The organism is Cognatiyoonia sp. IB215182, assembly GCF_033963905.1.
GTDB lineage: Bacteria > Pseudomonadota > Alphaproteobacteria > Rhodobacterales > Rhodobacteraceae > Yoonia.
The window spans coordinates 24,252-39,413 of the sequence record NZ_JAXBMB010000005.1; the positions used below are offsets into that span (position 1 = coordinate 24,252).

Annotated in this window: 15 protein-coding genes; 5 read left to right on the forward strand and 10 right to left on the reverse strand. The window is 57.7% G+C overall.

Going from position 1 to position 15,162, the window contains the following annotated elements:
* Nucleotides 1-58 precede the first annotated feature (58 nt).
* Genes fliF through fliP form a run of 4 tightly spaced genes read left to right on the forward strand, consistent with a single transcriptional unit; the run spans nucleotide 59 to nucleotide 3,199 of the window.
* A complete protein-coding gene (gene fliF, locus SLH47_RS10990) occupies nucleotides 59-1,627 on the forward strand; it encodes a flagellar basal-body MS-ring/collar protein FliF (RefSeq protein WP_320239555.1) in 1,569 nt (522 codons plus the stop codon).
* On the forward strand, nucleotides 1,627-2,187 hold the full coding sequence (locus SLH47_RS10995) for a hypothetical protein (protein ID WP_320239556.1): 561 nt from the start codon (nucleotides 1,627-1,629) through the stop codon (nucleotides 2,185-2,187). Before fliF ends, SLH47_RS10995 begins: the two co-directional genes overlap by 1 nt.
* Nucleotides 2,177-2,470 (forward strand): FliM/FliN family flagellar motor C-terminal domain-containing protein, encoded by a 294-nt coding sequence (locus SLH47_RS11000; RefSeq protein ID WP_320239557.1) that lies wholly within the window; start codon nucleotides 2,177-2,179, stop codon nucleotides 2,468-2,470. Before SLH47_RS10995 ends, SLH47_RS11000 begins: the two co-directional genes overlap by 11 nt.
* Nucleotides 2,471-3,199 (forward strand): flagellar type III secretion system pore protein FliP, encoded by a 729-nt coding sequence (gene fliP, locus SLH47_RS11005; RefSeq protein WP_320239558.1) that lies wholly within the window; start codon nucleotides 2,471-2,473, stop codon nucleotides 3,197-3,199.
* 148 nt (nucleotides 3,200-3,347) lie between these two features.
* Here fliP and SLH47_RS11010 read toward each other — a convergent pair whose 3' ends face one another.
* From SLH47_RS11010 to SLH47_RS11055, 10 genes are all read right to left on the reverse strand, one after another.
* The gene (locus SLH47_RS11010; protein ID WP_320239559.1) at nucleotides 3,348-4,790 is read right to left on the reverse strand and encodes a TRAP transporter large permease; all 1,443 of its coding nucleotides are present in this window, start codon (nucleotides 4,788-4,790) and stop codon (nucleotides 3,348-3,350) included.
* A gap of 11 nt (nucleotides 4,791-4,801) precedes the next feature.
* Nucleotides 4,802-5,611, reverse strand: coding sequence for a TRAP transporter small permease subunit (locus SLH47_RS11015; RefSeq protein ID WP_320239560.1), 810 nt, complete (start codon nucleotides 5,609-5,611; stop codon nucleotides 4,802-4,804).
* Between the two features lie 142 nt (nucleotides 5,612-5,753).
* Nucleotides 5,754-6,803 carry a TRAP transporter substrate-binding protein gene (locus SLH47_RS11020; RefSeq protein WP_320239561.1) on the reverse strand — a complete coding sequence of 350 codons (1,050 nt, stop codon included), beginning with the start codon at nucleotides 6,801-6,803 and terminating at the stop codon, nucleotides 5,754-5,756.
* A gap of 285 nt (nucleotides 6,804-7,088) precedes the next feature.
* On the reverse strand, nucleotides 7,089-8,081 hold the full coding sequence (locus SLH47_RS11025; protein WP_320239562.1) for an ABC transporter substrate-binding protein: 993 nt from the start codon (nucleotides 8,079-8,081) through the stop codon (nucleotides 7,089-7,091).
* A 46-nt stretch (nucleotides 8,082-8,127) separates the two neighbouring features.
* Nucleotides 8,128-8,979, reverse strand: coding sequence for an ABC transporter permease (locus SLH47_RS11030; RefSeq protein WP_320239563.1), 852 nt, complete (start codon nucleotides 8,977-8,979; stop codon nucleotides 8,128-8,130).
* Nucleotides 8,976-9,896: an ABC transporter permease gene (locus SLH47_RS11035; RefSeq protein WP_320239564.1), complete on the reverse strand. Its 921-nt coding sequence runs from the start codon at nucleotides 9,894-9,896 to the stop codon at nucleotides 8,976-8,978. Before SLH47_RS11035 ends, SLH47_RS11030 begins: the two co-directional genes overlap by 4 nt.
* 51 nt (nucleotides 9,897-9,947) lie before the next feature.
* On the reverse strand, nucleotides 9,948-10,724 hold the full coding sequence (locus SLH47_RS11040) for an ABC transporter ATP-binding protein (protein WP_320239565.1): 777 nt from the start codon (nucleotides 10,722-10,724) through the stop codon (nucleotides 9,948-9,950).
* 1 nt (nucleotide 10,725) lies between these two features.
* Nucleotides 10,726-11,136 (reverse strand): hypothetical protein, encoded by a 411-nt coding sequence (locus SLH47_RS11045; RefSeq protein ID WP_320239566.1) that lies wholly within the window; start codon nucleotides 11,134-11,136, stop codon nucleotides 10,726-10,728.
* 70 nt (nucleotides 11,137-11,206) lie between these two features.
* Entirely contained in the window at nucleotides 11,207-12,661 is a 1,455-nt protein-coding gene (hydA, locus tag SLH47_RS11050) for a dihydropyrimidinase (protein ID WP_320239567.1), read from the reverse strand.
* 453 nt (nucleotides 12,662-13,114) lie between these two features.
* Complete coding sequence (locus SLH47_RS11055) at nucleotides 13,115-14,365, reverse strand: Zn-dependent hydrolase (protein WP_320239568.1); 1,251 nt, start codon at nucleotides 14,363-14,365, stop codon at nucleotides 13,115-13,117.
* A gap of 172 nt (nucleotides 14,366-14,537) precedes the next feature.
* Here SLH47_RS11055 and SLH47_RS11060 point away from each other — a divergent pair, with 172 nt between their 5' ends.
* The gene (locus SLH47_RS11060) at nucleotides 14,538-15,158 is read left to right on the forward strand and encodes a TetR family transcriptional regulator C-terminal domain-containing protein (protein WP_320239569.1); all 621 of its coding nucleotides are present in this window, start codon (nucleotides 14,538-14,540) and stop codon (nucleotides 15,156-15,158) included.
* Nucleotides 15,159-15,162: the final 4 nt, after the last annotated feature.

Below are 15,162 nucleotides of genomic sequence, written 5' to 3' on the forward strand. Positions count from 1 at the left end.
AAGGCTCATGGGGCAAACAGAGAACATCGGCAGAACGCCAATCAGATGGAGAACCAGTTTGCAAAGCCTTGGCACCGTTTGGGCAGCACTTGATGCGAAGCGACGCGTCTTTGTGATTCTTGCGACAATTGCTGTCTTTGCTGCGATCCTGTTGCTCGCACGGGGCGCCGGCACAAAGGATATGTCGCTTCTCTTTGGCGGGTTGGAGACGCGCGCAGCTGGGGATGTAATCGGCGCGCTGGACCAACGCGGTGTCCCTTATGAGGTACGTGGTGGCGCGATCTACGTGCCAACCAGTCAGCGCGACGTCTTGCGAATGGCCTTGGCGAGCGAAGGCCTGCCCGCGATGGGCAGCCAAGGGTATGAACTGCTCGATTCACTGTCGGGCTTCAGCACGACCTCGCAAATGTTTGACGCGGCCTACTGGCGGGCCAAGGAGGGGGAACTGGCACGCACAATCCTCGCAAGCCCGCATATCCGATCGGCACGGGTACATATCTCCACGCCGGCAACACGGCCGTTCCAACGTAATGAGGCGCCAACAGCAGCCGTTACCGTGACGACTGCGGGCGGCAGTCTGTCCACGCCGCATATCAAGGCGCTGCAGTACCTCGTCGGCTCTGCGGTACCCGGCCTCGCACCCGACGCCGTCGCGGTCATCGATGACAATGGTGGGCTGATGTCGGACGCGGATGGCGGCGCTGCCAATGCGAGCAGCGACGAGCGTGCCGAGACTTTACGCTTGCGTGCAGAACGGCTCTTGGCAGCGCGCGTTGGTGCCGGAAATGCGGTTGTCGAACTATCGCTTGATACCGTCACGGAAAGCGAGGCGATCACCGAACGTCTTGTTGATCCCGATAGCCGGATCGCAATCAGCACGGACGTGACCGAAAGTGCGGGTACATCATCAGACAGCCGCGGGGGAGATGTGACTGTTGCATCAAACCTGCCGGACGGGGATGCCGGTGGTGCAGCGGGATCGTCGGCAAACGAGTCCAGCGAAAGCCGGACACTCACGAATTACGAAATCTCCGAAACGGAGCGGCAGATTTTACGGGCGCCGGGCGCTGTGCGCCGGTTGACCGTTGCTGTTCTTGTTAATGATGTCACCACAATCGCCGATGATGGAACAACTGTCACTGAACCACGATCTGACGAAGAACTGGCCGCACTTGAGGAGCTTGTGGCCTCTGCCGTGGGATTTGACGCGGATAGGGGTGACGTCATCACGCTCAAATCCATGTCATTCGAACCCATCGTCCCACTTGGTACCGAAGTCGCGACACCCAGCGCAGGCGCACCCCTAGATACGATGCAGCTCATTCAGGTGGGGGTTCTCGCGGTCGTCGCACTAATCCTCGGCTTGTTCGTAGTGCGCCCCATTCTGGCGCCATCAAGGCTCTTGCCTCCTCCGACCACGGCAGAGGCGCAGGACAGCGAAGACGATGACTTGCCCATGTTCGGTATGGCTGAATTGCCCAGCCTCGATGCTGGTGACCTTGGGATGATGGATGAGGGCGACGATCCTGTTCAACGCCTGCGTCAGATGATTTCCGAGCGCGAGACGGAGACAATCCAGATCCTGCAGGACTGGATCGATGATCCGGTCACGAAAGAACAGGCGTGATGACCCAGCTTCTTGCACTCGAATCCTTTGACGATATCGAAGTCGCTGATGCGGTAGAGAGCGGTAGCTTTCAGGACGGCTACGACGAAGGGCATGCTGCTGGCCTGGAAACAGCCCGGGCAGAGCAGGCGGCACTGACAGAAGAATGCGTCCAGGTGCTAAACGCGATTGATTTCACCTATGTCGAAGCGCGGCGTCAGATGCTTGATGCGCTGCAACCTTTCTTGCAGGATCTGGCAGAAAAGGTATTGCCGCATTGTGTGGCCAATGGCTTTGCAAGCCAGATTGCCGCCCTCATTTCTGACGCGGTTGAACAAAGCGCGGGCGCTGCACTTACCTTGCACGTTCATCCTGCACAGCGATCAGCAATTGCCAAAGCCGCAGAGACTACGGCTGCGAATATTATGGTCGTAAGCGACCCCAACCTCAGCCCTCATGCGGCATGGGTCGAAAATGCGGGGTCAGAGGCATTTCTGGACATGGATGGTTTGCTTGCATCTATCGCCGAGATTCTCAGCGCGATCAACATCACTGACGATAGGAATGCCGATGGACAATGAAGCAAACCAAGTCCCTGCCTCAACGGAAGACCACCCGCTGCACAAAATCCCGATCGAGATCTCCGTCTCCGTCGGTAAGGCGCGACCCCTGGTCAAGGATCTTCTCAGCCTCAACGAAAACGCTGTCTTGCCGCTGGACAAGCGGATTGAGGATCCGGTTGAGCTTTATGTCGGCGATAAGCTGATCGCGCGCGGCGAATTGCAGGAGCTTGAGGGGGGAGAACCCGGCCAGCTTGCGGTACGGCTGACCGAGGTGGCATCAGATAAGGGTGAGCTGTCGTAGATGCGCTTCATCTGGTTGATTGCAGCCACGACCCTTTTGTTCTGGGCCATGCCCGCCCAAGCGCAAGAAGTGTCGATTACACTGGGCGACGACGGATCGCTCGCCACGCGCTCGGTCCAACTGCTTGTCCTGATCACGGTGCTGAGCATTGTGCCCGGTATCGCGATCATGGTCACCTGCTTCCCCTTTATCGTGACCGTCTTTGCGATCCTGCGCCAAGCCATCGGCCTGCAACAATCACCGCCCAACATGCTGCTGGTCAGCCTTGCTTTGTTCCTGACCTATTTCGTCATGGAACCGGTCTTCATCGATGCCTGGAACAGCGGGATTGAACCGCTCCTGAACGATGATCTGCCGCTTGAGCAGGCTTTTCTGCAAACCATGGATCCTTTGCGCACGTTCATGTCTGCGCGTATTGCGCCCGATACATTTGCGGCACTTGTTGACCTGCGCCCGGATGTTGACGTGCTCGTCCCACCGGGGGAGGCACCCTTGTCAGTGTTGATCCCTTCATTCCTGTTGAGCGAAATGGAACGAGCATTTCAGGTAGGTTTTCTTATCTTCATCCCGTTCCTCATCATCGATCTGGTTGTTGCGGCGGTCCTGATGTCGATGGGGATGATGATGGTCCCGCCGGCGATCGTGTCATTGCCGTTTAAGCTGGCCTTCTTTGTGGTCGCTGATGGCTGGGGTTTGATCGCGTCCAGCTTGGTCCGCAGCTATGGCTAAGCGGATATCCCGAACCGGCGCCATATAAGGGATAAGGACGTCAGGCTGAACTGACACACAGTGCGTTGGCGATCTCGTCACGGTATGTGGACACAAACCGCTGTGGTACCGGCCCGGCGCGGGTGCACGCCGGGTCAAGTGATCCTCGTCAGTTCCCGTAGGCCACCGACGGTAACCAGGTGGTTAGCGCCGGGAACTCGAAGACGATGAACAACCCGAGCAGCTGCAGCATCACGAACGGGATGATGCCCCGGTAGATATGCCCCAAAGTCACGCCCGGCGGGCATACGCCTTTGAGGTAAAAGAGCGCAAAGCCAACCGGCGGGGTAAGGAACGAGGTTTGCAAGGTTACCGCAACAAGTATCGCAAACCACACAACGGACGGGTCACGCACCTGATCAAAGCCCGGAACTGCCAGCTCAAGCGACAGGATGATGGGCAACATCAGCGGCATGATGATGATCGTGATCTCGATCCAGTCCAGCAGGAAGCCCAACAGGAACACGATAAAGAGGATGAATGCGACCGTCATATAGGGGTCGTCAAAGGCCGAGAGGACAAGATGCTGCACGATCTCGTCGCCACCATAGCGGCGCAACACGTACGCAAAGAAGTTCGCGGCAAGGAATATGCCCACGATATAGCCTGACGTGTTCAGCGTGGAGCGGCTGACATCCCGCAGCACGCGGAAATTCAGCTTACCATTGGCCAAAGCCAGAAGCGTCGCACCCAATGCACCCAAACCCGATGCCTCTGTCGGTGTCGCAAAACCGGCAAAGATGGAGCCCAAGACCAAAAGAATGAGGAACATTGGCGGCACGACTGCCAAAAGCACCTCTTTCACCTCCGGCCAACCGACCTTGCCCGCCTTCTCGGGTGCGGGCATCGCATCGGGATTGATGAAGCCATAGATCACGATGAACACGATATAGAGCCCACCGAGGATCAGACCGGGAAAGAGCGCGCCCATGAACAGATCACCAAGGCTGATCGCCAACTGGTCGGACATGATCACCAGCATGATCGATGGCGGGATCAGGATGCCCAAGGTTCCTGCCGAGGCGATGGTGCCGGTTGCAATGGGTTTGGAGTAGTTCTGCTTCATCATCGCAGGCAGGGCCATGACACCCAAAAGCGTGACAGACGCGCCGATCACACCCGTCGATGCGGCCAGAATGATACCGATCAGGAGCACCGTGAGCGAGAGCCCCCCGCGCAACGCGCCAAAGAGCTTTTGCATCGCATGCATCATCCGCTGGGCCACGCCCGATTGATCCAGCATCAACCCCATGAAGATGAACATCGGCAACGCAACCAGAACCGGGTTCTTGACGATATTGCCAAAGAGGCGCCCAGAGAGGGCCTGCAAACGCTGGTAATTGATGCCGGTGCGATCAAATTCGATGATATCGCGGAAGAAGCTGCGATAGGGATCGAGAAAGAACTCGGCAATCAGCACGAAGATCAGGCTGACACCGACCAGCGCCATCGCCACTGGGATGCCGCGGAAGAGCATCCAGATGAAGGTTGCAAACATCGCCATCACGGCGATTTCGTTCAATGTCAGGAACTGACCCAGAAATTCAAACATGTCAGGTCCCCTTAAACTGCGCTTTCATTGCGAGCGCCGCGGTCCAAGAACCGGGCCGCACCGATGACAAGCACAGTCAGAACAAGTGAGATAACGATGGTGTATTTGATGTCGTAAACACCCACTTCGAATTCATCAAAGATAGCGGCGCGGCCAACCTCTCGCGCGGTCGTTTCAGCTGGGCTGGTCAAATAGATGAACCACCAGATCGCATAAAAGGTGATGAGGTTGACGAGAAACATCGTGGACGGAAAGGCGTAAATCAGCTGCCGCGATAATGTCGGTTTCATCAGCTTCGATAAATTGCGCACATAGGCTGACCAGGCGGCAATACCGATGATGATGAAGCTAGCGTTCATCATTATCTTCAAAATCCAGAGATTGTGCAGACCGTTGGGGCTGTCCGAGCCTTCATCAGCAACGACCGAAGCAATCGCATAGTGGATGGTGACGTCCCAGCACAGGATGATGAACGGCAGGAAAAGCCACGCCAACGCGAAGATATCCGTGCGCAGCTTCTTCTTATCGGGGAAATTGTCATAAAGGATATCGACACGGACATGGCTATTTGTGGTCACCGCATATCCGATGCCCACCAAAACCGCCGAGCCATAGAGCCACCATTGAAAATCATCAAGCCAAGCCTGGTTCATCCCAGCGCCGCGCAAAAAGACCTGCGCGCAGATTGCGATCATCAGAATTGGGAAAATCCAGGCAAAGAGATTGGAGATCAGGACGGTCAGACGATCACCCTTATTGTGATCGTCTCGTCCCACCTCACCGGGGTCATTGACCGCGGCGATTTCTTCAACAGACTGCATGAAACGGCCCTCCTAGACCTAAGCAGAACCCATAATCCGGTTCTCCCCTTCCGAATGTTGGGCCAGTGTCGGGGCCAAGCGGCTTTGCCCCCGACAGGCACGCGCCGGCGCAATCACTGCGCCGACAACACGCATTCTTGGATCATTTGCGTGGGCGTGGCAGGTAGATATTGCTGTTCCACACGGCATAGCCTTCGCGGAATTCCTGCAGATCTGTCCAGACCTCTGCAAAGAACGCGTCTTCCGCAGCCAGTTCTGCAGCCACTTCGTTCCATGACGCCTCAAACGCATCCAGCATCTCTGGCGGCCATTGCTTGATCGTCACACCATTGTTTTCAGTGTTGTCCTGCATCGCGGCAAAGTTCGTCGCCTCACCTTCAGCATAGTTGTCGGTGATGTTCGCCATACATGCGATCTCGACCTGGTTTTGTGAGATTTCATCCAGATCTTCCCAACGATCCTTGTTGATCAAAAGCTCAAACATGGTCGCAGGCTGGTGCCAGCCGGGGAAGTAGTTGTACTTGGCAATGTTGTGGAAGCCCAACCGCGCATCGATCCGCGGCATTGAGAATTCGGTGGCGTCAATCGCACCGCGCTCAAGCGCTGGGAAGATATCGCCAGCCGCAAGCAGCGATGTGGACACGCCCAGACGCTGCATCACCTCGGCACCCAGACCGAAGAAGCGCATGTTCAGGCCTTCAAGATCCTCAAGCGAGTTGATCTCATTCTTGAACCAGCCAGAGGTCTCGGGCGCGATGATGCCGCAAGGAATAACATGCACGTTATATCCATTCTCGTCATACATGCGTTGGAACAATTCCATCCCATCGTCATACATCATCCATGCCAGGAACTCGCCCGCCTCTGGGCCAAAGGGCACAGCGGCGAAAAGTGACGCGGCGGGGATTTTGCCCTGCCAATAACCGGCTGTCGTGTAGGCCGCATCAACCGAGCCGTTTGAGACCGCATCAAGCGCTTCAAGCGCGGGCACCAACTCACCGGGATCAAAATGCTCAAACTCGACGTCTTCGGTGATGGAGTTCAGTTTCTCGGTAAAACCAACGGCAGCCGTCCCAAGAATGGGCAGGTTCTTACCAAAAGCTGAAGTCATCTCAAAGGTTTCCTGCGCTTGCGCAGGGGCGGTTAACACGATGCTGGCCGCAGCAGCAGCGGCGAAAGTACGAATGGCCATGAAGGACCCTCCCTTGTTATAGAAACAGACCCCTCCCAAGGCCTGTGGTAAAAGAACCTTACCAATTTCTCTCGTATACTGGGTCCCATCATGACTGTGAATACCCAGTAGTACGCAGGAGCTTACGCATACATTAACACGCTGGCTACCATGAAATCGCGATCAGGGCCTTTACTTCTGGCTGTTTGATCGGGGCACCAAACGAAAGAAAAAGACCCCGAAGGTCACCTCGGGGTCTTCTTGGCCGATCTTCGTATGGTCGGCGCGGGCGCGCCCAACCAAACCTTAGTTCAGCGCCTGATCCGTAATCATGTGCGTCCACGCCCCTTCAGGCTGCGAAGTAATCACGGGGTCCGATCCCCCAGCGAGCAGCGTGTCGACAGTCCGCTGGAAGTCGGCGGGATCAAGCGCGCCGTCGGAACCAGCCGTCAGCTTCGCAATCTCACCCATCATGCGGATTTGCGCGGCTTCTCCCTGCGCACCGGTTTCATCGTAATCAAGCACGATGCCAGCCGCATCTTCCGGGTTTTCCTCGGCCCATTTCCAGCCCTTCATCGAGGCGCGCACAAACCGCACCATCTTGTCGACGAACACAGGATCTTCCAAGTTCTCCTCAAGCGCATAGATGCCATCTTCCAAGGTGGCGACACCCTGTTCTTCGTATTTGAAGGTGACGAGTTCATCCTCGGACACGCCCGCATCGAGCACCTGCCCATATTCGTTATAGGTCATGGTCGAAATGCAGTCGGCCTCGCGATTCAAGAGCGGATCAACGTTGAAGCCCTGGCGCAGCACAGTCACGCCATCATCGCCCCCATCAGTCGGAATGCCCGCCTGGCTCATCCAGCTCAGGAATGGATATTCGTTGCCGAAGAACCAGACACCGATGGTCTTGCCCCGGAAATCCTCCACGCTTTCGATGCCCGTGTCCTTCCAGCAGGTCAGCATCAGGCCGGAGGTCTTGAAAGGCTGCGCGATGTTCACCACGGGCAGGCCCTTTTCGCGCGCCGCAAGGGCGGAAGGCATCCAGTTCAACATCACATCCGCGCCGCCACCGGCCAGCACCTGGGGAGGTGCAATATCCGGCCCACCGGGCAGGATCGTGACGTTCAGCCCTTCCTCTTCGTAAAACCCCTGATCCAGCGCCACGTAATAGCCCGCGAATTGAGACTGTGTGACCCACTGCAATTGCAGCGTCACATCATTTGCATGCCCATCAGCCTGGGCCGTCCCGCCCAGACCTGCGGCGAGTGCAGCCGCCAGCATAAACTTCTTCATGTACTCTTCTCCTAGTTGGTGTTGCGCCCTCTTGCCGGGGCTTCGTTTATTTGCGTTGCGATGGGTGCCAAAAGGTCACCCGCCCCTCGATCCATGCCATCAAACCATAAAACGCGCTCCCCGCCAGCGCAGCGACGACAATCTCGGCCCAAACCATGTCAAGCGCAAGCTGGCCGACAGAGGTCGATATCCGAAAGCCCATGCCAACGGTGGGCGAGCCAAAAAATTCAGCAACGATTGCGCCGATCAGTGCCAAAGTGGTCGAAATCTTGAGGCCGTTAAAGATGAATGGCATGGCGGCTGGCAGGCGGAGTTTAAAGAGCGTGGCCCAATAGCTGGCGCCATAGGTGCGCATCAGATCCCGTTGCATTGCCGTCGTGTCGCGCAGACCGGCCACAGTGTTCACTAGTATCGGGAAGAACACCATCACGGCAACCACCGCCGCCTTGGACTGCCAGTCACTCCCCAGCCAGCGCACGAAAATTGGCGCGATGCCAACAATAGGCAGCGCCGCCATGAAGCTGCCCACGGGCAAGATGCCACGTGTCAGGAAATCTGACCGGTCAGCAAGGATCGCGATGGCAAAGGCGGCGAGCCCGCCGATGATATACCCCGTCATCGCCCCCTTGATGATCGTCTGGACGAAATCAGCCCAGAGAGTGGGGATCTCATTGGCGAACCGCTCCGCAATCATGGTCGGCGGCGGCAGGATCACGGGACTCACCTCCAGCATCCGCACCAGAAGCTCCCACATGATCAGCAGTGTTAGGCCAAAGATCGCAGGCACCGCCAAACGCACCGCACGCGTCCCGGCCACGGTGCTCGCAGCCAGTCGTGCGTTTAGCCACCAACCTGCGCCCCAAACCGCCAAAGCACTGATGATCGCCGCGCCCGTCATGCCGCGTGCATCCCCATGCGGCGCAATGTCAGCCGCTCAATGAGGCTGAAGAACCCGACAAGTGCCGCCGCGGTGATGGCCGCTGCGAACAAAGCAGCCCATGTGACCAACGGCTGTCCGTATTGATCCCCCACCAACATTCGTGCGCCGAAACCTGCCCGCGCGCCAGTGGGCAGTTCCGCAACGATGGCCCCGACCAGCGATGCCGAAATGCCGATCTTGAGCGATGCAAACAGATACGGCACAGACGCTGGCAACCGCAGTTTCCAGAACCCCTGCGCGGGGCTCGCATTATAGGTGTGCAAAAGGTCGGTCTGCATCGCATCCGGGCTGCGCAACCCCTTCACCATGCCAACGACCACCGGAAAGAAGCTCAAGTAAGCACTGATCACCGCCTTCGGGAACAGCCCCTGAATGCCGATTGAACCCAGCATCACAATGATCATGGGTGCCAGTGCCAGAATGGGGATCGTCTGGCTGGCAATGGCCCACGGCATCACACTCATATCCATCGCCTTGTTGTAAACGATCCCAACGGCAAGCAGGATGCCCAGCCCCGTCCCAATCGCAAACCCTACCAGCGTCGCCGACAGCGTGACCCACCCGTGATAGACAAGCGACCGGCGCGAGGTCACACGACGCTCGAACACCGTCTCCCACATCTCGGCGCCCACCTGATGCGGCGACGGCAGACGCGGGCGCTCCAGAGTGTAAGTCCGGCTGATCAAGCTGGTATTCTGCAAAGTCAGACCGAGACCCGAATAAGCCTGCCGCTCCGCTGGCGTCTCTGGCATCACAACTAACCCGTCCCGCTGCGCCTGATCCGCCGTCAGATGCATGTTCATTGGGATCACGGCAAGCACCCAGAACCCAAGGATCGCGGCAACGACGGTGACGATAGGCAAGACCGACTTCATGAGCAAAAGCCCTCATCATCTCGCCAAAAATACTCCCGCCGGAGGCGATCCTCACGCATCCACATGCCCTGCCCGCAGACCATCACGCACACGGTGCGCAATCTCGATGAATTCCGGCGTATCGCGAATATCCAGTGGCCGTTCTTTCGGCAACGGGCTGTCGATCACATCCGTGATCCGCCCCGGACGCGGGGACATGACGACGATCTTGGTGGACAGATACACCGCCTCGGGGATCGAATGGGTCACAAACCCAATCGTCTTCTTCGTCCGCGCCCAAAGGTCGAGAAGCTGTTCGTTCAGGTGGTCGCGCACGATCTCATCCAGCGCACCAAAGGGTTCATCCATCAACAAGATATCCGCATCGAACGCGAGCGCGCGGGCAATGGACGCCCGCTGTTGCATGCCGCCTGAAAGCTGCCAAGGGTACTTCTTCTCAAACCCCACCAGATCGACAAGCTCCAGCACCTGGCCCACCCGCTCTTTCTTCTCGGTCTCCGAAAATCCCATGATCTCCAAGGGCAGGCGGATATTGCCCCCAATCGTCCGCCAAGGATAAAGCCCCGCCGCCTGAAACACATAGCCGTAAGCCCGCGCCCGCCGCGCCTGATCCGGGGTCATGCCGTTGACGGTGATCTCTCCAGCCGTGGGTGTTTCCAGACCGGCAATGCAGCGGAGGAACGTTGTTTTACCGCAGCCAGACGGGCCAATGAAGCTGACAAAGTCGCCCTTGGCAATATCAAGGTTCACGTCCTTCAGCGCATGAACCGGGCCGTCATTGGTTTGGAATGTAAGGTTTAGGCCGGTAGCGGATATAGCAGTTTTCATTCTAGCCAAAACCGTAAACAAGCTGGGTGGCTATCGCAGCAACCGGTGCGGCAATTGGGCCAAACACTGTCGAGTACGTCAATGACCCAAAACTCAGCGGTAAACCATCTGCTGCAATGAACCAAATATCCGCGCCAAGCGCAGTGATGCCCACGACAAAAAGTGTTGCAATCAATATCGATATTCTCGGCGAAAGGTGCGTTGCTGTGAGGTATCGCAGTAGAACAATCCATGCGGGCATTCCAATTAACAACGCTATTAATGCCACAGGCCCCCAAACTGGCCATCCAAAGAATAACTGCATCGCGAAAAAGGCATGCACGAATTCAAGTGCGTCCTCAAACGATGACAATGGCTCAATTCCCCCCCCTTGCCAGACGAAACCAAGCACCGTTATCAGCGGAAACGTCAAAAATATCGTCGAGAAAACAACGATTAGATACCGATCTAGCGACCAGTATCGTGGTGGTAGCTGCCCGGTCCTAGACGCCACTGGCAGGTATCCCCGTCCGCTCAACAGGCATCGGCGCGGTCAGTTCTTTCCAGGTGCTCAGCGCCTTATTGGTCGGCGTATTCGCCTCGCGTGCAACGAACTTCCCGTGCCCTTCCTGCGTCCGGACCTCCCCATCGTGGATCGCCACATGGCCCCGTGTAAGGGTAAAGCGGGGCAGGCCCGTCACTTCTTTCCCTTCAAATACGTTGTAGTCGATGGCCGATTGCTGCGACCCCGCCGTGATCGTCTTCGACTTCTCCGGGTCCCAAACCACCAGATCGGCATCGGCGCCGACCAGCACTGCGCCTTTCTTCGGATAGCAGTTCAGGATCTTCGCGATGTTGGTTGAGGTCACGGCGACAAACTCATTTGGCGTCAACCGTCCAGTTTTCACCCCATGGGTCCAGAGCATCGGCATCCGGTCCTCCAGCCCGCCGGTCCCATTCGGGATCTTTGAGAAATCGCCAACGCCGGTCCGCTTCTGCTCGGTCGTAAAGGCGCAGTGGTCCGTCGCCACAACCGACAGTGACCCCGCCTGCAATCCGGCCCAGAGGCTATCCTGATGCTGCTTGTTCCGGAAGGGCGGTGACATGACGCGGCGGGCGGCGTGGTCCCAATCCTTGTTGAAATATTCAGATTCATCCAGCGTCAGATGCTGGATTAGAGGCTCACCCCAGACGCGTTTGCCCTGTTGGCGGGCACGGCGGATGGCCTCATGCGCTTCCTCGCAGGAGGTATGCACCACATAAAGCGGCACGCCCGCCATATCGGCGATCATGATGGCGCGGTTTGTCGCCTCGCCTTCGACCTGCGAAGGCCGCGAATAGGCATGCCCCTCCGGTCCGGTATTGCCCTCGGCCAACAGTTTCGCCGTCATCTCGGCCACCACATCGCCGTTTTCGGCGTGGACCATGGCGATGGCGCCGAGTTCGGACAGGCGGTTGAAGGAGGCGAAGAGCTCATCATCATTCACCATCAGCGCGCCTTTATAGGCGAGGAAGTGTTTGAACGTGTTAATCCCCCGGTCCTTCACGACCGTTTCCATGTCGTTGAACACCTGCTCGCCCCACCAAGTGACGGCCATGTGGAAGGAATAGTCGCAATTGGCGCGCGTCGATTTGTTGTCCCAACGCTTGATCGCGTCGAGCAGGCTTTCGCCCTGATTGGGCAGGCAGAAGTCGACAACCATCGTGGTGCCCCCGGCGAGGCCCGCGCGGGTGCCGGACTCAAAGTCATCACTGGAATAAGTGCCCATAAACGGCATCTCCAGATGCACATGCGGGTCGATGCCGCCGGGCATGACATAGCACCCGGTCGCGTCCAGTTCCTCGTCCCCTTTCAGGTCCGGGCCGATCTCAATGATCTTGCCACCGTCGATCAGGACGTCAGCCTTGTAGGTCAGATCATGCGTGACGATGGTGCCGTTTTTGATGACTTTGGTCATTTCATGAGTCTCCCAATTCGTTGGCAACTTGGCTGGCAGCTTCAGCTATTGGTCGGCAAGTTGCTGCATCGCCTTCCCACACCGCATTGGCTTCCCATGCGGTTCCCCTAAGCGCGTAGCTTTCGCGATAATTCTCCAAATAGAAGTCCGCGATTTGGCGTGTGTCCAAGTTCACAGTTTCAGCTATATGCTCCACTCCATCCGCGCTATCGGATGACCTTACGAGCGTTGCAATTAGCAGCAAGTCTTCGAGAGACTTTTTCGAACTCTCGAAGACTTCTTCACTTATTGCTTGGCCGGCCCATTCCACATTTGCAAGGTAGAATGCTGCACACCTTACATACTGGTACGACTGTTCTGGTTGTCCCGCCAGTATGGTTGCAAGGGGCACCATGCCAGAGTCCGCCGCACCGACCGTAGCGGTAAAACACAACAAACCGGCAATCTGCGCCCTCACCCCACAATCTCCGCCGTCTCTACCACCGCGTGGAACAGCACGTCCGTCCCCGCCCGCGCCCATTCGGGGCTGATTTCTTCGGCCTCGTTGTGGCTCAGCCCGTCCACACAGGGGCACATGACCATGGAGGTCGGGTAGAGGTCGTTGATCCAGCAGGCGTCGTGCCCCGCGCCCGAGACGATATCCATGTGGCTATAGCCCAGCCGCTCCGCCGCGTTCCGCACGGCCTTCACGCAACCTTCGTCAAAGGCGGGCGGGTCGAATTGGCCGACGATTTCGGCCTCGAATGTCACCCCGATATCTTCGCAGAGCTTTGGGGCGCGGTCCATCAGTTCATCCACCATCCCGTTCAGCTTGTCCAAAAGATGCGTGCGCATATCGACGGTAAAGACCACCTTGCCGGGAATGATGTTGCGGCTGTTGGGGTAGACGTCGATATGGCCGATGGCGCCCACCGCGTTGGGCTGGTTCTTCATCGCGATCTCATGGACCAGTTCGGTGATCAGGGCGAGGCCCCGCCCCGCATTCTTGCGCATATGCATCGGGGTTGAACCGGTGTGGCTTTCCTTGCCTGTCACGGTGCATTCGATCCAGCGTAGGCCCTGCCCATGGGTGACGACGCCGATATCCTTGCCTTCAGCCTCAAGGATCGGGCCCTGTTCGATGTGCAGCTCAAAGAAGGCGTGCATCTTGCGATCGCCGACTTTCTCGGTGCCTTTCCAGCCGATCCGTTCGAGTTCATCACCGAAGCGTTTGCCATCGGCATCGACGCGATCATAGGCCCAGTCGAGTTCATGCTTGCCCGCGAAAACACCCGAGGCCAGCATAGCAGGCGCGTAGCGGGTGCCTTCCTCATTCGTCCAGTTGGTCACGACAATCGGGTGTTTCGTCTTGATGTCCAGATCGTTGAGCGTGCGGATGATCTCCAACCCGCCAAGCACCCCCAGTACTCCATCATATTTGCCACCCGTCGGCTGCGTATCGAGGTGCGAGCCCACATAGACCGGCAGCGCATCCGGGTCCGTCCCCTCGCGCCGCGCGAACATATTGCCGATCTCGTCGACGCCCATCGTACAGCCCGCATCCTCACACCATTTCTGGAACAGATGCCGCCCTTCGCTGTCTTCGTCCGTCAGCGTTTGGCGGTTATTCCCGCCCGCCACACCGGGGCCGATCTTGGCCATCTCCATCAGGCTGTCCCACAGGCGTTCCCCGTTGATGCGCAGGTTCTCTCCGGGGGCGGCCATGGCTCTCTCCTGTTGGCTAGGGCAGTCTTGGTTTGACCAGTTGGTCAAATCAACGCTAACAGAGGGGGGACGCCAGTCAAGTTCTCCGCATCAATTGCGGGCAGATGCAACCAAAGGCAGCAGCTGCGCCTGCAGAGGGGCATGACGCCCGAAATTTGAGCAAGGGATTACCATGACCAAAGCGCAAACCCGAATCCAGTTGCGCAACCGGACAGCCATACTTGATGCCGGGTTGGACGTATTCTCCCAATACGGGTTCCGGGGATCGACTCTGGATCAGATCGCGGCGGCGGCCGGGCTGTCCAAGCCCAATCTGCTTTATTATTTCCCGTCAAAGGAAGCGATACATACCGCACTCCTCGAACGACTGCTGGATACCTGGCTCGATCCGCTGCGCGCGCTCAATAGTGCGGGCGATCCGGTCGAGGAAATTGTCAGCTATGCGCAGCGCAAGCTGACCATGAGCCGCGAATTCCCGCGCGAAAGCCGCCTGTTTGCGAACGAGATCCTGCAGGGCGCGCCACGCATCGGTGCAATGCTGGGCAGCGATCTGAAACAACTCGTCGATGAAAAGGCGGGGATCATTCGTGCATGGTCTGATACGGGCAAAATCGCGCGGGTCGATCCGCACCATCTGATATTCTCCATCTGGGCATTGACGCAGCATTATGCGGACTTTGATGTGCAAGTGCGTGCCGTACGCGGGACCGACGATCCGTTTGCCGGGGCACAGGCGTTTATTGATCACGTCATGCGCAGCATATTGCGGAGTGATGGACGTAACCCTTCATAAACCA